Raw genomic sequence first — 19,934 nt, 5'->3', positions numbered from 1 at the left:
CTGCCCCCTTAGGGGGATTTTGGCTTGCCGATAGAAGGGGCATAAAAGAACACCCTAAGGGGTAAAATTGTATTTAATCTCAAGACTTCGATTCCCAATTCATTGAGTTCATAAGTTCTACCTCTATCATAGTCGGCTTGGTCAAGATCTGTGTGAATACCTCCATCAAGTTCTATTGCGAGTTTGAGCTGATGGCAGTAGAAATCGAGGATAAAGTTTTTGGCAGGATGTTGTCTCCTGAATTTATATCCACCAAGTTGTTTGTTTGTCAACAAAGTCCAAAGAGCAGATTCAGCAGGAGTCATTCTTTTTCGAAGATCATTGGCCCTTTTGAAAATTAAAGGACTTGCGCCGTAGAATAGGTTTTCCATGTAGCCCATAGCTGTAAAAGTTTGGTGGGTAAATTTAGGGATTTGAGCGTTGTGGGGGGTTAAATTAATCGGATAAAATTGGGGTGGGTGTTCATCCTTAGAGATTTTGTAACCTGAAGCCTCATTGCCCCCTAAATCCCCACCCCCTATATCCCCCAATTGGGGGAATTTCGGGGACTTTTGGCCCAGTAGTAAAAGGAGCTTCCTCGTACACCCGAAAGGTAATAAGGGACTTTGATTTGAGAAGAAGAAGTTGAAGGTGTAGAAGAGAAACCCTTAAATTAAAAAATTAGCTTTAGGTTGAAGGTTCTCCCTCCCCACCTGGGGAGGGCCGGGGAGGGGCAGTAACCCTGAATTGTCCAATCACCCTAATTATTTTATCCATCCCCTAAATCGAAAATGAAAAAAATCCTTTTCCTTCCCAAATACCCACGCATGGGGGCAAGCAGCAGGCTGAGGACCTATCAGTTTTTGCCGCTTTGGGAAGAGGCGGGGTATGGGGTGAGGGTAGATTCTTTTTTTAATAAGGCTTATTTGAAGGATGTGTACAGACAGCGTGTGCCAGGATTTTGGAATGTGCTGGGATGTTATTTTAAAAGAATGTGGGTGTTGATGGGGGTTTGGAGGTATGATATGGTATTGGTGGAAAAGGAGTTGTTTCCTTACCTGCCTGCTTGGGCGGAGTGGTTATTGGCGTACCTGGGACCGGGATATGTGGTGGATTATGATGATGCGGTATTTCACCGGTATGATACACAGGGGAATTTTTTGGTCAGGAATTTTTTGGGAAAAAAAATAGACAGGGTGATGCGGAGGGCGAGAACCGTGTTTGCAGGGAATGGGTACCTGGCACAAAGGGCCAAAGAAGCCGGTGCAAAGTCGGTAGTGTTATTGCCCACCGTCATTGATCCCAAGCGGTACAGGAAAAAAGAGGAGAATGAAACCGGGAAGGTTTGGATAGGTTGGATAGGTTCACCCTCGACCTTGAAATATGTAAAAGAGATCAAGGACGAATTGGAAGAGGTTTGTCTTCAAGCCAATGCCGGATTGTTGTTGGTCAATGGGAATCTTGGATTTGGATTTAAGGGAGATTTGAGGGTGATCCCCTGGACAGAGGAGGGGGAGGTAGATGCAATCTTGCAGATGGATATCGGTGTCATGCCCCTGCCCGACAATGAATGGGAGCGTGGCAAATGTGCCTACAAACTCATCCAATATATGGCCTGCGGACTGCCCGTGGTAGCTTCCCCTGTAGGAATGAATAATGAGGTGGTGGGACATGGTGAAAACGGGTTTTTGGCTTCGGGTTCAGCCGAATGGAAAAATGCCCTATTGACCCTTATCCAAGATGCTGCCCTAAGAAAGAAGATGGGTGAAAATGGTTATGAATTGGTTCAGGAGCGGTTTACGTTGAGAGGTAATTTTGGGGTAATGGTGGAGGAGGTAAGAGGGTAGAGAGGGTATAAAAGCCTGCCCCGAGTATTGGGGAAACAAGAGCCAAGAAACAAGAGCTAAGAGCCAAGAGCCAAGAGCCGAGAACCAAGAGCCAGGAGGCAAGAACCGAGAGACGAGAGCCTAGATCCGAGAACCGAGAGACGAGATATTTTTATTAATGGGAATGGTGGAAAACGGAAGTTTAGGTTAATGTCCCGAATAGGTATTGCGTTCCACATTTCGGTAAAAAGGATCAGTGTTCCAAAATCGGATCATTGACCGAAATTACTCTTTCATCGCCATCATGACCCCGGGTTGCGGTGCATCCAGATTGGTGAAAGCCGAAAGACTGGCCTAAGCACCTTACCCGGGGCTAATCAATGTTCAGCCCCGTCAGGGCTGTTAGGAAAAAATCTTGAATTTTACATCAATCTTCATTCTTTGGAGTAGCGGGGAGGAAGACAATGGGCCGGGCCAGCGAAGGCCATGTGGGGAGCAGGATCCCATTGTCTTGACTTTTTTGTTACTTTTTTTGTCAAGAAAAAAAGTAAGAGAATTGATGTAGAAAATATGAATTGGGACGTCACTCACATATAATAGCGTCAAATAAAACACTTTCTTGAATTTCAGCTTAAAAATGAATCCTGATTTTGAAAATGATATTAAATTCAATATCATTACACTACGGGATAATTAAATTGCTTGCCAATGAAATATTCAGAACTCGAGCGGAAATTAAAAAAATTTGGTTGTCACCTCGTTGATGATGGAGGGGGGCATCCGATTTGGTATAGTCCGATTACGGGAAAAGAATTTCAAACATCCCATCACAAAAGCCAAGAAGTAAAGAAAGGCACGCTAAATTCAATATTAAAGGATGCAGGAATCAAATGATTCTCCACAAGACAACTTGTAATCCCTGAAAAATAATTGTAACATATAAATCCAATAAGATGGAAAATAAAGTCAAAATAGAGAGAGGAGAGGACGGTACTTATGGTGCTTATATTGAAAACAACAATTTACCTTATGGAATTATTGGTGAAGGCAATACTGCTAAAGAGGCTATTCAAGACTTCTTGAATTCCTATGACCAAATGAAGCAATACTATACAAAAAAAGAAAAAGAGTTTGTTGAAAGTGAATTCGAATTTATCTACGATGTAGCCTCTTTTCTGAATTATTATAGTAAAGTCCTGACCCTCGCCGGCCTGGAAAGAATCACAGGAATAAACCAAGGCCAGTTGAGCCACTATGTCACAGGACATCGAAAACCCGGAAAGAAAACCGTGGAAAAGATAGAACAAAATCTACATCGATTTGCGGACGAGTTAAAGGAGGTTGAATTTATGTGATATGGTAAGGGGTGAAGAAGGTGAAGACCATATTAGAAACTGGATGCGGAACAGAAATACAGTTGAGTTTATCGGACTTTGGGAAACCCTTCATAACACAGATTTTAAACCTGTCGAATTCGACACCTTTAGAAAACAAGCAGGGCTACCCTTGACCAATTTACAGCGTGAGCTCTTAACACTATTTGCCCAAAACGTTTCTGAGCAAGAATTGAAGGAAATCAAACGGTTGATTTCTTCCTATTTTGCAGAGAGAGCTATGGATTTAGCTGATAAGGTGTGGGAAGAAAAAGGTTGGACAGACGAGGATGCAGATAAGTTGTCCAAGACAAAAATGCGTCCATATAACCTCTTCAACCAATAGCTGCTACGAGCTGGTCGAGATCTGTTTGTTTCTTGGAGGATTCATTGGGATAGAACTTAAAAATAATTTTTCCAATTGTATTAAAAACTTCTGAAGACTCATTAGAATTAGCTACCAACTCTGAAATCAATTCTTTCAAAAGCCTTGACTTCTTGGATTCATATTGGGAAGACATGAAATCATCACTTCCATGATCCCTATGCATCATAATCATTTCATCTATCTTTTTGATCTCCTCAATAAGGTCAATCAGCCGATGTAATTTAGACCTATTCATTATCAGTTTGGTAAGTTTCTGTTCCAATTTCCAGGAAACCCTTTAAGAATTTGTTTCCTCTTTTGTTGATTTTTGTTTTTGTAAAATGATCCATCATTTTATATTACGGCTTGGCACCAATAAACCTTGATGGTTCAAATGAAGCATTTACAAAATTACTCCTGCACCCGAAAAATTCAAATAAATCATTCCAGACCATGGAACCTTATGAAAAATTTTCAAATACCGAAATTGCCTGCTGTTCGATCCCGAAACTTCGGGACCGAACTCAAAGAAAGTCCCTGTTCCAATTGAAACCACTCCGTCCCGAAATTGCCTGAAACGTCGTCTTCATGACCCCAGGTTGCGGTGCAGGAAGGTTCTTAGAATACGGGGCTACTACAGAAAAACTTCATTCTCAAACCCCGAGTTGCGGTGAATAAAGGTTCCAAGAATACGAAGACAAAGATAAGCACCCGGGGCTCCGCCACGGCGGACAGGATAATCAAAGTTCAGCCTCCCGACACTCGGGACACAGGCTATTCAGGGCTGCTGATGATAACCCTTATTTCTAGTAACTACCTTAGTTCGGTAGGGTAGTGGGCAGGAAGACAATGGACCGGGTCGGCGTAGGCCTTTAGCGTGGATAGGATTCCATTGTCTTGACTTTTTGGTTACTTTTTTGGTCAAGCAAAAAAGTAAGAGAGGAGATGGGAGATAAATGAAAAGAATGTTGCTCACTGAAGAATACAAAACATAAAACTTTAAAGTAAATTGAGGGCTTTAGATATCTCTCTACGTTCGATATGACAAGGAGAACAACTTGCCCACGTGAGACCGGCCAACCTAAAGCAGTCAGACCAACTCGAAAAGATTATAACTTTGAAGTAAATTGAGGGCTTTCAGATATCTTCCGTTACGGCGGACAGGCTTCTACGTTCGATATGACAAGGAGAACAACTTGCTCACGGGAGGCAGGTTAATTCGATAAGTATAAAACTTTAAGGTAAATTGAGGGCTTTAGATTTCTCTCTACGTTCGAAATGACAAAAATAAGCCAATCGAATTAAGAACAGCAATCAATCGTGACAATAAATACAACCATGACAAACAATAAAACCCTTCTCTTCGTCACTTGGGACTCAGACCAGACCAATTACCTGGAATCATTGTTCTTGCCAATCCTGAGGGGAATGCAGGAACAGGGGGGATACTCCTGCCACGTGATGCAGTTTTCCTGGGCTGATGGGCAGGAGGTGTCGAGGATTGCCAGGTTGGCGGGAGATATGGGGCTGCCTTATGTGCAATACCCGATATATAGGAAACCGACGGCTGCGGTGGGAGCATTGTGGACCGTTTATCAGGGCATGTATTATATCAGGAAATATCTGGAAAAATATGGGATCGGCCTGTTGATGCCGCGGAGCACCATGCCCGCCATGATGGTAAACAGGCTTTGGCCATGGCTGGTAAGCAATAACATCCGGGTGGTATTTGATGCCGATGGACTGCCCTTGCAGGAGCGTGTGGATTTTGCCGGGCTGGATACCCAATCCGCCCAATATCAGTTGCTCAAAAAAGAGGAAACCCGCATGTTGGTTTCCGCTCATCAGGTGATTACCCGTTCCCAAAGGTCCATTGATTTCCATATTGAAAACATAGGGGAATCCCATCGGCCAAAGTTCAGTGTGGTGGGCAATGGTCGGGATTCGAGACTGTTCCGGCCGGATGAAGAGGAGCGCAAGCGGATCCGGGACAAATGGGGCCTGGGAAATGCGGACATGTTATGGGTTTACACAGGGACACTGGGTCCACAGTATATGGTGGAAGAAATGTTGGCGATGTTTGAAAGGTTCCGGAAGATGCAGCCCGGGACGCGGTTTTTGATCCTGAGCCAAAATGTAGATTACCTCAAGGGCAGGATACCGGAAAGTCTGGAGCCTTACCTGATGATCAAAAGCGGAAAGTATTCCGATGTGCCGGGCTACCTGTCGGCGGCTGACCTGGGGATGAGTTTGAGAAGGACTGCCCCCAGTCTGGCCGGGCTTGCCCCCATCAAATTGGGAGAGTATCTGTTGATGGGCCTTCCTGTGTTGGCCTCCGAGGGAGTGGGGGACACAGAGGAGCTGCTGAAAGGGCAGGATTTCTGTTTCCTGTTTGATAGCGGCAGGCAGAAGGAATTTCTTTCCTGGTGTGAAAAAGGAACCAATTGGAACCGGGAAAAGATCCGTGCCTTTGGCATAGAGCACTTCTCTCTTCAGAAGAGTGTGGAGGGGTATTTGGGGAGAATGGAGGGTAGATTGTAGATTTTAGATTTTAGATTTGTGATTTAAGGATGAAGGAGAAGGGATGGAGGGTAGATTTTAGATTTTAGATTTTAGATTTGTGATTTAAGGATGAAGGAGAAGGGATGGAGGGTAGAGGGTAGATTTTAGATTGTAGATTTAAGGATGAGGGATAAAGGAGGGTGCGTCATTGCGAGGAGCACTAGGGAGACTTTGATATTATAATATGACCCTTTGTGCGACGTGGCAATCTCTTTAGGAATGAAGGAGGAGGGTGGAAAGGATGAAGGGAGAGTCGAGAAGTGAGAAACGAGAGCCAAGAAACAAAGCCTGCCTAGCAGGTAACTTGATGTCATTCCTTTTCTGAACATATTCAAAAATGTCGGAAACCCGCAATGACGGTTCCCCAAACATCGGTCATCGGACATCCAACTTCCCACTTCGGACTCCCAACTTCCCAACTCCACACCCATGAAAGATTTCATCCTCATTTCCTTGCTATTTCTAGCCCTGTGGTTTTCCAACAGACAGTGGGGAAGGAAGCGGGGACTGGAACGCTTGTGGTTTATTCAGGTTCTCTGGGTGTATCACCTTGTTTTTGCGGGCATTTTTTATTACTACATCTTACAGCATGGTGGAGATGCGCTGCGGTATTGGGCCTTGGAAGCTGAGGCTGTAAAGAACCCGGACCATTGGATGGGATATTGGGGTCAGCGGACACATTTCGTTCAATGGCTGAATTTTCTACCCTCCAAGTTGCTGGGCTTAAGTTTTTTGACCGGGAATGTATTGTATGCAGCCTTTTCTTTTTTGGGCATTCGGGAAGTGTATTCATGGATGGTCCAAATGAAGGAAACCAAGCCATGGAAGGAGTGGGGGCTGATGGGGATTTTTCTGCTGCCCAACCTACATTTTTGGACGGCAGGTGTGGGAAAGGAGGCGCTGTTGTTTGTTGGTTTGGTTTGGGCTTTAAAGGGTTTTATTTCTTTGGAAGCCCATTGGAAATTGGCGGTGGTAGGGGTTCTTTTGTCCTTTTGGGTCAGGCCTTTACAGGGAGTGGTTTTAGGGGGAATGTTAGGGCTATATTTTTTGTGGCAAAAACAGGTGCCTTTGAAAATTAAACTTGGCGTGGGATTAGGAATGGCGGTGGTGATGGGTCTTGGTATTTGGAGGTTGTTGCAATATATGCACCTGGAGGAGTTTTCATTTCGGGGGTTAATGGCATTTAGTAGTGGGCAGATGGATTTTTTAAAGGGATTCGGTGCAGGATCCGAAATCCCTATGGAGAGCTATAATTTTTTGGAAAAAGGCTTTGCCCTGTTCTTTCGGCCATTTTGGGGTGAGGTGGATGGCTTTTGGCAAATGGCTTCGGCATTGGAGAATAGTATTGCGCTATTGTTGGGGTTGGGATTGTTGGCTGTTTTGCCATTTTATTTTTTGAAGAAGGAAAAATACACAATTCCCCCATTTCTTTGGGCAGCTTTGATTTTTGGGTTGGTGATGGCGGTAGCCTTCTCCTACACCCTCAATAACCTAGGGATCATTATGCGGATGAAAAGTACCTCTATGTTGTTTTTTTATTTGTTTTGGTGGAAAATGACAGTCGGAAGACGGAAGACGGAAGCCGGAAGTTTGGGTAAGCGTCCCGAATAGGGTTTGTGTCCATTTCGGGAAGAAAGCCCCTGTTCCAATTGAAACTTCTCCGTCCCGAAATTGCTTGAATCGTCGCTATCATGACCCCGGGTTGCGGTGCATGGAGGTGAGAATAAACCGAAAGGTATTTCAATCACCTTACCCGGGGCTATGATATGTTAAGCCTCCCGTACCGATAGCTATCGGTACGGGACAGGCTCTTTCAGGGCTGCTACTGAAAAACCTCAATTCCAAAACCCACCTTTTTTTGGTAGGGTAGCGGCTTCTACTTTCCTACCCCTGCAGACGGGCTATTTGACAAGAATAACAATTTACCTACATCAGGCAGGCTCGGCAACGGGAAAACCCAATAATAATGACAACAATTACAACATTGTATTTACCTTTAAGGCTTTAGATTCTCTCTACTGTTTTGTTAACTCTAATAAGACGGATTAAAGATTATCACCATCTCGAAAAGATTCAAGTTATCCATCTTTGCGTCTTTGCGTCTTTGCGGGAAAGATTGACAATTCATCCTTAACATAGCACTACTTTCCAATGACAAGGTTTTTTAAATATATTTAGATTTGAAAAAAGCAACTTTTACAATATCGCTCGATTTTGAGCTGCACTGGGGCAGGTTTGACAAATATGCCCTGAAAGACAACCTGTCCTACTATGCTGAGACCAAAAAGGTGGTTCCATATATATTGGAGCTTTTTGAAAGGTACAGTATTGAGGCTACCTGGGCCACTGTGGGGGGATTGATGGCAGAGAATCTGGAGGAATGGGAGCAGTACTGTCCTGTTCGAAAACCCGGTTACCATGAAAAGAAATATTCAGCTTATACCTGGATGCAAAGGGAACGGCCCGGTCAGTTTGAAGCGCTGTTTGCCCCTGAGTTGGTACGCCAAGTGATCGATTGCCCTGGTCAGGAAGTCGGAAGTCATACTTTTGCCCACTATTATACCTCTGAGAAGGGACAAGTTGCTGAAGAGTTCCGTTCGGACCTACGGGCCTGTCAAAAACTGGCAAAGGATAAATTTCAGATTGACCTTCAATCCCTGGTGTTTCCAAGAAACCAATACCATGCTGAGGTGATCCGTGTTGCCTATGAGGAGGGGTTTGATTTTATCCGTTCCAACCCCCGTGATTGGTTTTGGGAACGGACAGAGGAAAACGGGCTTTTGAAAAGATTTTTCAGAACAGGAGATACTTTTATCCATATCGGACAACCGAGTCATTATTCCATGCCGGAGTTAAAGGATGAAAACCCCTTGTTGTTACCTGCTTCCAGGTTGCTGCGTCCCTACAGGAAAGATGCGATTTTGCACAAACAGCGTTTGAAAAGAATCAAGAATGAACTGTTGGCAACGGCCAGATCGGGAGATGTTTACCATCTTTGGTGGCACCCTCATAATTTCGGTCTGTACCCTTTTGAAAACCTGCATTATCTGGAACAGTTATTTCAGTATTTTGATACCCTTCGAAAAGAATATGGTATGGCTTCCCTGAACATGCGGAACAGTGCAAAAAAAGTAGGTTAAAAAGTGGATTATTAGATATGAAACTTTTGCCCTTAGTTTATTTTTTATTAGAATAATCATATTTTAACAGTGATATCACAAAAATAGGCTGAAAATATATTGTAAACGATTAAAAAATACCCTGTTTAGGGTATTTTTTTTTATTAAACCTTTATCTACATTTGATACGGGTGATTAAGCAACTTTTCGACTTGACTTTTTATGAAGATATCAACGATATAAGTAGGGATTGTAAAATTTAAATTTTTTAACCCTACTTTTTTTCTTCTTTCCGTTACTATTTATTGGAATCAATTCCCATATTTACCCAAGAATGTAACTCTGTGAAAAATATTTATACTTGAGGGCATACAATCGCCTTATTACAGCTTATGAAGCATGCCTTAGTTTGGATTACCCTTATACTTTTTGCAGGATCCTGTATCAGCAACAAAAGGATTACCTATCTGCAGAACTTGCCCGGTAACGAAGCCATTGAACTCAATGAGTTTATTCCTTTTGCACAGGTGGATTACCGCTATGTGCTGCAGCCATTTGATATCGTGGATATAGATTTTGCGTCATCTAATGAGGAATTGACTCAAGCCTTTGAATTTCAGGGTACCAGGACGATGAGAGGTGGGGGGATGATGGGCGGCGGTGCCGGGGATCTCTTTTACTTTACAGGATATTCCATTGATCCTGAGGGTTATATTTTATTGCCAAAACTGGGAAAAGTAAAGATTTCAAGTTTGACCGAAGAAGAGGCGAGGTTAAAAGTGCAGGAGGCCATCAGCGCTTATTTTAAGGAAGAGGTGTTTGTAAAACTCAGAATAGGTGGCATCCGATTTACAGCCTTGGGTGAATTTTCCAGTTCGGGCACAAAAGTGATCATGAAAAACAGGGCTACCATATTTGATGCATTGGCACTTTCAGGGGAATCCAATATTCTGGCAAGAAAGAACAAGCTATTTGTCATCCGGCAATATGACGGTGGCATGAAAATCCATCAGATCAACCTGAATGACCGGGCCTTATTGGCATCGGAATTCTTTTTTATCCAACCCAATGATATTTTATATTTGGAGCCGATGAAGATCAGGCAATTCGGAAATGCCGATAATTTTTCTGCGTCTTTGGGACTGATTATTTCGGTCACCACATCTTTATTGTTGATATTTGCTTTGATTTCGGGGAATTTATGATTGATGGAAAGATAGACATATCGAAATTTGAACAGGATGTCAAACCTATTGATATCAAGTACTACCTGATCAAATATTCCAGGTATTGGCCATTGTATTTGACCTGTATATTTATAGCCATTGTGGTGGTATTTCTTTTTCACCGCTACACGGTAGAGGAATATGAGGTTCGCGGTTCGGTTTTGATCCGACAGAAAAACTCCCCCGAGGTAAGAATTCTGGACAGGTCCAATATCTTCAGTGGTACCAACAACCTGGAAAATGACATTCTTTTGTTCACCTCAAAAAACCTGGCGGAGGAAGCGCTCAGAAAGCTTCATTTTGATGTCAGCTATTTTGCCTCCACCAATATCAAAGAGATAGAGCTGTATGATAAATCACCGATCAAGGTGGAGGTGGATTGGGATTTTCCACAGTCGGAATCCGGTACGATCCATTTTACCATGTTGTCAGAAGATGAATTTACCCTGACCCATGAGGATAAGGGCTTTTTTGATTTTCTCAGTGCCAAAGCCAGTGGACCTACGGATGAGGAGATATTGAACAAGACCTATCAATTTGGTGAGGAAATAGCTTCGAGCAAGTCCAAATTTACCATTGAAAAAATCAAAAATGTCAGGGAGGGGGATAAGCTTTATTTTGTCATCCATAATCCCGTGGATGTGTTGGAGCGATATTCCAAAGCTATATCTGTCCGCCCGATCAACAGTTATGGTACAGTCTTGCAGGTATCCATGGTGTCACAGGTAGTGGAAAAGGGTCGGGATTATGTCAATTCCCTGATGGATTCCTATATAGAGTATGACCTGAAAGAGAAAAACAGGATCTCGGAAAATACGCTGCGGTTTATAGATGAGCAGATGCATATCCTGGAGGATTCCCTGAGAGTGGTGGAAAGGGCGATGCTGAATTTTAAGGTGGACAACAAGCTTCTGAGCGTGGACTCTGAATTTGGTGGGGTATTGGGAAATATACAAAGCCTGGAAGGTCTGATCCAAAATATAGATTTTGAGCTCAGTTATTATAAATCCCTTCAGACCTACCTGATGGCCAAGAGCAGCGATTATGGGGATATCATCGCCCCATCCATCGTGGGCCTGAACGATGGTTTTCTGAACGGACTGATCAGGAGTCTGATGGAGGCATCCCTTGATAGAAGAAAGCTGCTTTCGGTGGTAAATGAAAACCATCCCAATGTGGCAGCGATTGATGAACAGATCTCCAAGCTGAGGGAGAATATATTTGAAAACATCAACAACCTCGTAGAAAATACCGAGCGGAGAAAAGAAGAGGCAGGGAAAAAATTACAACAATTGGATAATGAGTTTTCGAAGTTGCCGCAGACAGAATCGAGTTACACCAATATATTCAGGCAATATAAGTTGCGGGAAAACCTGTACAATTACCTGTTGGAAAAAAGAGCGGAAGCAGGGATTGCCAAAGCCTCCAATGTGCCTGACAATGCTGTCGTGGATTATGCCAGGAGGGGAAGTCTGATTTTCCCCAAAAAAGCCCAAAATTATGGAATGGCTTTAGGTCTGGGATTTTTTATTCCATTGGTGTTTTTGTTGGGCTACCATTATCTGAACAACAAGATCATGGATCAGATCCAATTGAAAAATGCCATCCGAATACCGATGTTGGGAACCATAGGATTGAGCAACAAAGAGACCAATATGTTGGTGGCCGAGCATCCCAAAACGATGGTGGCTGAATCCTTTAGGTCGCTGCGGTCGGCATTGTTTTATATCGCAAGTGACAGGAAATGTAAAAAAATATTGATCACCTCTTCAGTATCAGGTGAGGGGAAAACCTATGTCAGCCTCAACCTTGCTTCTGCAATGGCATTGAGCGGTAAAAAGACCTGCCTTGTCGGACTCGATCTCCGCAAGCCCAAGATGTCGGAGTATTTGGGCGTAACCCATAAGGAGGGTTTGTCCACCTATCTGGTTGACAGGGCAGAGAAGGAAGAGATCATCATGCCCACCAAATATGAGAATCTTTATTTGGTCCCTTCCGGTCCCGTTCCACCAAATCCTGCGGAATTGTTGCTGAAGGATAAAATGAAGGAATTCTTGGAATACCTGGAGCAGGATTTTGACATTGTGGTCATGGATACCCCACCGATAGGGCTTGTATCCGAGACCATGGACTTGTTGCGGTTTTCTGATGTCAACCTGTATATAGTCCGTCAGGACTATACCCACAAAAAATACCTCTTGATGATCAATGACCTCTATGCCAACGATCAGATCAGTAATTTTTATGCTGTCTTCAACGGTATCAGGGCCGGTGGTGATGTTTATGACTTTGGTGGATACAATTATGGCTATGGCTATAACTACTCCTATATGCGAAGAAATAAATATACAGGCAACTACTATGAGATGGATGAGAAAAAGAAACCTTCGCAGTGGTTGGATAAGTTTTTGGGGAGGTTTAGGGTGTGAGGGTAAAGGGTAGAGGGTAGATTGTAGATTGTAGATTTTAGATTTGGGGATGAGGGATGAAGGAAGAAGGATGAGGGATGAAGGGTGAAGGGAGGTGGCGTCATTGCGAGGAGCACTTGAGACACTTTGATATTTTGAATAATCCTTCGTGCGACGTGGCAATCTTTTAAGGGATGAAAGGCATTTGACACTTTAATTCCGGGAAATCAAGGGCGTTACAAACGCCATACTCAGGGTCACGAAGCTACAAGCTTCGGACAACGGAATAAAGATTAGGGGATAATAACCCTGAAAGGGTTGAACTTTGAATAGCCCCGTGTGAAACGCGGGGAATTGAAGAAATTAAGTCAGGGACATCCCTGAAGGGGTTGAACAATTCGGGTAATTTGCAAATAATGTGTCAAGTAAATCAGCACGTGAAAAGGAAGTTCCGAATGTTATAGGATTATGTTTGTAATTTGAGAAAATGACCAAAAAACATCTTTTAAAATCAATTGCTTTGATACCGGCGAGGTATGCATCCACGCGGTTTCCGGCAAAATTGGTGCAGGACCTTTGTGGTTTATCGGTCATTCAACGTACCTATCTGAGCACGAAGGAAACCGGGGTTTTTGACCAAGTGGTGGTGGTAACGGACCATGAGGCAATTGCTGACCAAATAAAAGCAGTGGGAGGAGAGGTTTTTTTCAGCAGCAAAGAATATGAAAGTGGTTCTGACCGTATAGCTGAAGCGGCACTTCAATTGGAGGCGGATATTTTTGTAAATGTACAGGGAGATGAACCTTTTCAGGACAGGAATTCTTTGGTAAACCTTAATGCTGTTTTTTCAGATCCTGAAGTTCAGGTCGCCACGATGATGTTTGCCATTTCAGCCGAAGCTGCCCAAAATCCCAATGCCGTGAAAGTTGTCGTGGACAAAGATGATTTTGCTTTGTATTTCAGCAGAAGTCCTATTCCTTATGTCAGGGAAAAGGGAGTCGAAATACCATATTGGAAACATGTGGGTGTGTATGCCTACCGAAAGGAAATCCTGCTTGAATTTACCCAATGGCCTAAATCCTTTTTGGAACAGACCGAAATGTTGGAACAACTTCGGTTGCTCGAAAACGGCATCCGCATCAAAATGATCCCCACCGAGCAACAGGCAATTGCGATTGATACGAAGGAGGATTTGGAGAAGGCGGTGAGGTGGATGGGGGGAGAAGGATGAGGGGAGAGGGTAGGGTAGAATTTAGATATTAGATTTAAGATTTTAGATTTGGGGATATGGTACGGGAAAGAGATAGATCTAAGGAGGAAGTCTGAATTTGAATCATTCTAATTAAAGGATCAAGATTTTAAAAAAAGGTGTCCTTGTCACTTCGACGACAGGAGAAGTCTACATACCTTCAAGGTTGAATAGACTTATCATCTGATATGCAATATGATTGAATTGATATATAGAAGTTTTTGACACTTTTGGCCGGTCAATCAAGGGCGTTACAAACGCCTATACTCAGGGGTCACGAAGCTACAAGCTTCGGACAACTGCAAGGCTTCGGTCAACGGGTAACGGAATGTGAGTGGAGACACTCACAATGGCGAGAAAACAGACGTTACAAACGCCTATACTCAGGGGTCACGAAGCTACAAGCTTCGGACAACGGAACAGAAAAAGAAAACCCTTGGTGGAATTGAATCCCCAAGGGTTTTTTTGGTGTAGTTATGAAAGAAGAAATGTTGACTATTAGGACTTCTTCTTTTCCGCTGACTTTGCTTTTTTGTCAGCTCTTTTTTCTTTTAGATTTTTCTCAGGCTTTTTCTTTTCAGCCTTTTTGACGGTTTTCTCTTTTGACATGATTTCCAAAATTTTAGAAAAGGTATGATATAAAAATCAATTCCACAATGGAAAGGTCAAGGATTATTTTAAGGATTTTAAGTTTGTTTTTTTTGAAGGATAAAGGATGAGGGGCGTCATTGCGAGGAGCACTTGAAAAACCTTGATATATTGATAATCCTTCGTGCGACGCGGCAATCTCTTTAGGGAGGAAGTAGGAAGGATGCGAGAACCGACCTTAAATTTAGGGGGAATTCAGAGGGAAGGATAAAGACACTCGCATTGGCGGAGGATCGTGATCTTCAATTTGGCAGGGACTTATTCAATTATTCAATAAACCACTAACTTTTTTTCTTTTTAGAGAACAGGCTCTTTTTCATAAGACACTTCATTTGTGTCAGTTAAACAGAAAGTTTGGCCAAAATCGAAGTTTTTTTCCTCAAGAAGGTGATCTACTTTGAAAGTAAGGTCCTGCAAAATGTTTCTTAAATTGATATAGGTGTCGATTGTTTTTTGGAAATCTTCTTTCATTGTATCTTCATCGAATTCCTTTTTATCGTCTAATGCGTCTAAATTACTGTTGTCCTGCAGGTAATACCATGTCCTGATGAGGGAATCGTTTTTGGTTTGGTAAACCCTCTTTTTCAGGGAAAACAATAGGTTCCGGATTTCATTTTGCAAGGGTTTCTCCACTACATCCATCTCTTGTAACTCTTCGGGACTTTTTATGGACCTCATGGAAATAGGCATTGCAGTGTAATTGTCTCCCTTGATGATTTCGGAAGGAGTGATAAAACCGATATTGTTTTCTTTGGCTTTGGTGGGAAGTTCCCGTAAAAAATCCAGCAAAGTGGTATCTGTGGAATGGTCTTTGATGATGGCGTTGAAATCAATAAATAAGGTCACAATATCCTGATATTCAGGTAATTTATTGATCCATGTCGTCAGCATTTCTGCTGTCATTGGGACTTTATTGGAGGTTATATTTTTGGATTTCAGAATGGCTTCGGTTATGTCCTTGTTTCCAAACAATAGTTTGATATCTGGTTTTTCACAGAATTGAAAGGTAGTATTGGGATGGGGCAAGGATACAAATACCTCTGCGGTGTTATTCAATAGGACTTTATATCCTAAGTCTGATAAAATTGAGCTTAAAAATAAGTTACAATACGAGCCATTATTCCTAAAGGATGTTGGTGTTTGGCCAAATATATTGAATATTTTTTTCCTTTGATTCTCAATTTGAAGGATCAAATCCTCGCGTGAAAACTCCTCAGGAAAGGCATGGGAGTAGGTTTCTCCTAAAAACTCCACATTACCTCTTTGATTCATCATTTTCAGGTTATTGATTAAATCCGGAGTGTAAGCTTCAAACAGGTCGAGGGTACTTCCCGTAAAGGAAAAACTTACTTTGAACTTTAATTGGCGATTGTTGAAAATGTCAAGTAATACTTTGTTGATAGGGATAAACTTTTTTTTGGCAGTGAAGGTGAGCTCCCTTTTATTGTATTCATCATTGAAATAGGAGTTTTTCCCACCGATTTCATAGAATCGATAGTTCTTCAACCTTACAGGTTGGTGGGTATGGAATATTAAACAGATTTGCTTCATGGTTTTGGGTTGTTTTGGTTAGCGTTCTATTTCCTATTATATCAAACCCAAAGACTAAGGGTTTAATATTTTTTAAAATTATAAACTAAAAAATATAATATAACAAAGAAAAAATTGAGGTTAGGTGGATATATAAATTTAAAATATTCATTCCATGATTACAATAATTTTGGTCATGTTTTTGAAAAAGATGCGAGAGGCGAGAAACGAGAAGCGAGATGCGAGAGCCAAGAAACAAGAATCAAAGCCTGTCTAGAGTATCGGGAAGCCAAGAAACGAAATGCGAGATGGAGTGGTTAATTAACCACTGCCTTTCGGGAAAGGAAGTTTTAGGTTGTCGTCATTGCGAGTCCCCAACATTTTGTAAATGTTCAGAAAAGGAATGACATCAAGTTGTCCGCTAGGCAGCCGTCATCCTGAGGCACGAAGGATCTCCAGAGGTCCTATTTATGTTTATTTTAATCATTTCCTGATCCTCATGAGACCCTTCTCCCGATAGCCCCGATAGCTATCGGGGGGATCAGCATGACGGCTGCTCCGATTTACGTCATTGCGAGCCTGCCTGCCGATTTTGGCAGGGAGCACTTGAGATATTCTGATATATTGATAAATCCTTCGTGCGACGTGGCAATCTCTTTGGGGATGAGGGTAGAAAGTACCAAGTACAATGTACCAAGTACGAAGATGGCAGTGTTCGTTGTATAGGTTGTTGGTTAGAATTAATAGGTCAAAATGCCAACCGAAATTATAGCCCGGTAATTTATTGCCGGGATTATGAGAAAGTAAGGCTGCCTTCAGTGCCATAGGCACGGACGATATAGATTAGTCCTTCGTGCGACGTGGCAATCTCTTTGGGGATGAGGGAAGTGTAAACCCTGAAAGATGTGAGTGGAGACACTCACATCGGCGATACATTCTTGTAGCGTTACAAACGCTGTACCCAGGGTCGCGAAGCCAGAGGCTTCGGACAACGGAAACTTACTTTACTGCATCGACTACCCGGACAAGTTTTTCTTTGACTTCTCTGGCAAGTGGTTCGATTAGGGGGTTTCCCAGGCTTGCCATTGCTGCAATGGGGTCAACGGCGGAAATTTCAATGTCACCGTTTTCTAATTCCCTCAGACTGACATTGCAAGGAAGCAGCGCACTCATGTTGGGATCAATGCTTAAGACTTTGTCAGCATAAGTTGGGCTGCATGCACCTAAAATCAGGAAAGGCCTATAATCCTTGTCCAATTTCGTTTTCATGGTGGCCTGAATATCAATTTCGGTCAATACACCGAATCCTTCTGTTTTTAAGGCTTCGGTGACTTTTTCTTTTACAGCATGGAATTCCTGAGGTGGAATGGTTTTGGAGATATGGTATTTCATAGTTTGTGATTTAATTTAAGGCTAAGTTAAAAAAACGATTTTATCAAAACTGTGATAAACATTACTTAAGTGATCAAAAAATTCTGAAATTGCAAAGCTGGAAAAAGCAGTCTTTCCCCAAACGGATTGTTTTTCCGGTAAAGTAATCCATTAGCCCAAAAGATGAAAAAAATAATCACATCTCTTTTACTTCTGTTTTTTGTTTCCTGGCATTCATTTTCACAGAATCATTCCAAAGAGTACGTTTTCAAGTATATCAATGAAAACCAAGGTCTATCCAACAACCACATTCAATCTATCATTAAAGATAGGATGGGATTTATTTGGTTTGGTACTGCCAATGGACTCAACAGGTTTGACGGGACAAGAATGAAGACTTTTTATCATGTTGAGAATGACAGTACCACTTTGAGCAACAGTTATATCTGGAGAATATTGGAGGGGCCGGAAGGCAATCTTTGGATCAGGAATGTCAATCTTGAGTTTGATGTATATTTATTGGAAGAAGGTAGGATAACCCGGAACTCCAATTTATATGCCCAGAAATACAAACTCAGGAGTGACAGGATTGTGACCATAGTTCAGGATCAGAAGGGAAGGTTTTGGTTTGCCCATCCTGAAGAAGGTATTTCGGTGTATGACCCAATATCTGGAAATAGCCGGTATTTGACCCAAAATTCCACAAAGACGGGAAGTTTGAGTTTCAATCAGGTTTCTTCGTTGGACCTTGGGCCGTATGGGGAGGTTTGGGCCGTTTACAGTAACGGTGCAGTGGATGTCATCAATACCCAATCCCTTGCAGTCACCCAGAGGATGGATCTTTCTACAGTTTTTAAGGCAGGTAGGCCGGTTGATTGGGAGATCTTTGCAGACAGTGAAGGCATGGCGTGGATTTATTCCCCAAATTTGAATTTCGGTATTTTCAGAATGGATCCTACAGATGAATCCATTACGCATTATCATGACAACAGTAGTCCCTTGTTTCTAAAAAACAATCTGGTAAAAACAATCATAGAAAAGGAAAAAGGAGAGTATTGGATCGGGACGGACCATGGAGGACTGAACATCCTGGACTTTAATTCCGGCAATTCAACTTTTATCATGCATCATGCCGAATTGGGTGCTGGATTGTCGGAAAACACCATTTATTGCCTGTATAAAGATCAGGATGACATGGTTTGGATCGGTACTGTCAAAAAGGGGGTGAATTTTTATCATGATGGTTTGATGCGGTTTGTCCATGTCAAATCCGGAAACAATGCCTCACTACAATCCCTGCCATATAATGACATCAATGTTTTTGAGGAAGATTCATTGGGCAACCTGTACATGGGCACCAATGGCGATGGGCTCTATTATTACGATAGGCAAAAAAACAAATACACCCATTATCTGGCTGACCCCAAGAATCCCAATTCGCTTTCAGGCAATGTAGTTGTTGAACTGAAGATTGACCATGACGGGATACTTTGGATAGGAACTTATCTGCAGGGGCTTTCGAGGTTTGATGGCAAGAATTTCAAAAAATATAGCCATGACCCCAATGATCCACATAGTTTATCAGATGTCAATGTCTGGAATATTCATATCGACAAAAATAATGACGTATGGGTCGGAACCCTTAGAGGAGGACTCAATAAATTTGATCGGGAGCGGGAGAAATTTATCCGGTATGGGTTAGGGGTGGGAGATATTCCCATCAATAATCAGTACATTTCTTCATTTGGTGAAGACAAGGAAGGTAATCTTTGGATTGGTGGGGGTTATGGTATTGATATTTTGAATCTGGAAACCGGAAAAAAGGATTATTATTCCGGGTTGGATTCTGAATTGGGGTTAACAGGAAATAATACCACCAAAATTTTCAGGGATTCTGAAGATGTCATGTGGGTGGCAACTTCCCAAGGCCTCAATTATTTGGATTCTCAAACCGGGAAATTCCATAGTTTCTCCAAAAAAGATGGGCTTCCCACTGATTTTCTATTGTCAATATTAGAGGATGAAAATCAAAACCTGTGGATCAGTTCCCAAAATGGCCTTTCTTATGTGAGGATAGACAGGTCCGTTTCCCCTTTTCAGCTGAGCATCCGCAATTTTGATGTGAGTGACGGTCTGCAGGCAAGATTGTTCAATAAAAATGCCGCATTAAAAACAACCTCGGGTGAATTGATTTTCGGAGGACCAAATGGATATAATATTTTCAAAACAGCCAATTTTGCATTTTCTCTCAATAATCCAAAGGTGGTATTTACCGG

General features: G+C 42.3%; 16 protein-coding genes. 11 read left to right on the top strand and 5 right to left on the bottom strand.

Annotation, left to right across the window (positions count from 1 at the left end; genetic code table 11):
* Nucleotides 1-8: 8 nt before the first annotated feature.
* A complete protein-coding gene (locus ACEW8O_RS12955; protein WP_373495047.1) occupies nucleotides 9-371 on the bottom strand; it encodes an endonuclease domain-containing protein in 363 nt (120 codons plus the stop codon).
* A 399-nt stretch (nucleotides 372-770) separates the two neighbouring features.
* Here ACEW8O_RS12955 and ACEW8O_RS12950 point away from each other — a divergent pair, with 399 nt between their 5' ends.
* The 4 genes from ACEW8O_RS12950 (at nucleotide 771) to ACEW8O_RS12935 (ending at nucleotide 3,524) form a co-directional block, all read left to right on the top strand.
* The gene (locus ACEW8O_RS12950; RefSeq protein WP_373495046.1) at nucleotides 771-1,826 is read left to right on the top strand and encodes a glycosyltransferase family 4 protein; all 1,056 of its coding nucleotides are present in this window, start codon (nucleotides 771-773) and stop codon (nucleotides 1,824-1,826) included.
* Nucleotides 1,827-2,513: 687 nt separating this feature from the next.
* On the top strand, nucleotides 2,514-2,699 hold the full coding sequence (locus ACEW8O_RS12945) for a type II toxin-antitoxin system HicA family toxin (protein WP_373495045.1): 186 nt from the start codon (nucleotides 2,514-2,516) through the stop codon (nucleotides 2,697-2,699).
* Nucleotides 2,700-2,758: 59 nt separating this feature from the next.
* Entirely contained in the window at nucleotides 2,759-3,160 is a 402-nt protein-coding gene (locus tag ACEW8O_RS12940; RefSeq protein ID WP_373495044.1) for a helix-turn-helix domain-containing protein, read from the top strand.
* 1 nt (nucleotide 3,161) lies between these two features.
* Nucleotides 3,162-3,524, top strand: coding sequence for a hypothetical protein (locus tag ACEW8O_RS12935; protein WP_373495043.1), 363 nt, complete (start codon nucleotides 3,162-3,164; stop codon nucleotides 3,522-3,524).
* On the opposite strand, the gene ACEW8O_RS12930 is transcribed toward ACEW8O_RS12935, so the two are convergent.
* Nucleotides 3,514-3,801: a hypothetical protein gene (locus ACEW8O_RS12930; RefSeq protein WP_373495042.1), complete on the bottom strand. Its 288-nt coding sequence runs from the start codon at nucleotides 3,799-3,801 to the stop codon at nucleotides 3,514-3,516. The genes ACEW8O_RS12935 and ACEW8O_RS12930 overlap by 11 nt on opposite strands.
* Nucleotides 3,802-4,883: 1,082 nt before the next feature.
* Here ACEW8O_RS12930 and ACEW8O_RS12925 point away from each other — a divergent pair.
* The 6 genes from ACEW8O_RS12925 (at nucleotide 4,884) to kdsB (ending at nucleotide 14,091) form a co-directional block, all read left to right on the top strand.
* The gene (locus ACEW8O_RS12925) at nucleotides 4,884-6,086 is read left to right on the top strand and encodes a hypothetical protein (protein WP_373495041.1); all 1,203 of its coding nucleotides are present in this window, start codon (nucleotides 4,884-4,886) and stop codon (nucleotides 6,084-6,086) included.
* A gap of 450 nt (nucleotides 6,087-6,536) precedes the next feature.
* Nucleotides 6,537-7,718 carry a hypothetical protein gene (locus tag ACEW8O_RS12920; protein WP_373495040.1) on the top strand — a complete coding sequence of 394 codons (1,182 nt, stop codon included), beginning with the start codon at nucleotides 6,537-6,539 and terminating at the stop codon, nucleotides 7,716-7,718.
* Nucleotides 7,719-8,287: 569 nt separating this feature from the next.
* The gene (locus ACEW8O_RS12915; RefSeq protein WP_373495039.1) at nucleotides 8,288-9,247 is read left to right on the top strand and encodes a polysaccharide deacetylase family protein; all 960 of its coding nucleotides are present in this window, start codon (nucleotides 8,288-8,290) and stop codon (nucleotides 9,245-9,247) included.
* A gap of 371 nt (nucleotides 9,248-9,618) precedes the next feature.
* Nucleotides 9,619-10,431 (top strand): polysaccharide biosynthesis/export family protein, encoded by an 813-nt coding sequence (locus ACEW8O_RS12910; protein ID WP_373495038.1) that lies wholly within the window; start codon nucleotides 9,619-9,621, stop codon nucleotides 10,429-10,431.
* Nucleotides 10,428-12,881, top strand: coding sequence for a GumC family protein (locus ACEW8O_RS12905; RefSeq protein WP_373495037.1), 2,454 nt, complete (start codon nucleotides 10,428-10,430; stop codon nucleotides 12,879-12,881). Before ACEW8O_RS12910 ends, ACEW8O_RS12905 begins: the two co-directional genes overlap by 4 nt.
* 466 nt (nucleotides 12,882-13,347) lie before the next feature.
* Nucleotides 13,348-14,091, top strand: coding sequence for a 3-deoxy-manno-octulosonate cytidylyltransferase (gene kdsB / locus ACEW8O_RS12900; RefSeq protein ID WP_373495036.1), 744 nt, complete (start codon nucleotides 13,348-13,350; stop codon nucleotides 14,089-14,091).
* A 963-nt stretch (nucleotides 14,092-15,054) separates the two neighbouring features.
* Here kdsB and ACEW8O_RS12895 read toward each other — a convergent pair.
* The 3 genes from ACEW8O_RS12895 to ACEW8O_RS12885 all read right to left on the bottom strand — a co-directional run bounded on the left by ACEW8O_RS12895 (nucleotide 15,055) and on the right by ACEW8O_RS12885 (nucleotide 17,679).
* On the bottom strand, nucleotides 15,055-16,308 hold the full coding sequence (locus tag ACEW8O_RS12895; protein WP_373495035.1) for a polysaccharide deacetylase family protein: 1,254 nt from the start codon (nucleotides 16,306-16,308) through the stop codon (nucleotides 15,055-15,057).
* Nucleotides 16,309-16,770: 462 nt separating this feature from the next.
* Nucleotides 16,771-17,112, bottom strand: coding sequence for a hypothetical protein (locus tag ACEW8O_RS12890; RefSeq protein WP_373495034.1), 342 nt, complete (start codon nucleotides 17,110-17,112; stop codon nucleotides 16,771-16,773).
* A 174-nt stretch (nucleotides 17,113-17,286) separates the two neighbouring features.
* Complete coding sequence (locus ACEW8O_RS12885; protein ID WP_373495033.1) at nucleotides 17,287-17,679, bottom strand: DUF302 domain-containing protein; 393 nt, start codon at nucleotides 17,677-17,679, stop codon at nucleotides 17,287-17,289.
* A gap of 162 nt (nucleotides 17,680-17,841) precedes the next feature.
* On the opposite strand from ACEW8O_RS12885, the gene ACEW8O_RS12880 reads away from it, so the two are divergent.
* Nucleotides 17,842-19,934, top strand: a 2,093-nt coding sequence (locus ACEW8O_RS12880; RefSeq protein ID WP_373495032.1) for a two-component regulator propeller domain-containing protein, incomplete at its 3' end; no start/stop codon positions are given.

Source organism: Aquiflexum sp., assembly GCF_041749095.1.
Taxonomy (GTDB): Bacteria; Bacteroidota; Bacteroidia; order Cytophagales; family Cyclobacteriaceae; genus Aquiflexum.
The sequence above is the reverse complement of the archived record's forward strand: the minus strand, read 5'-3'. Positions and strand labels throughout refer to the sequence as shown.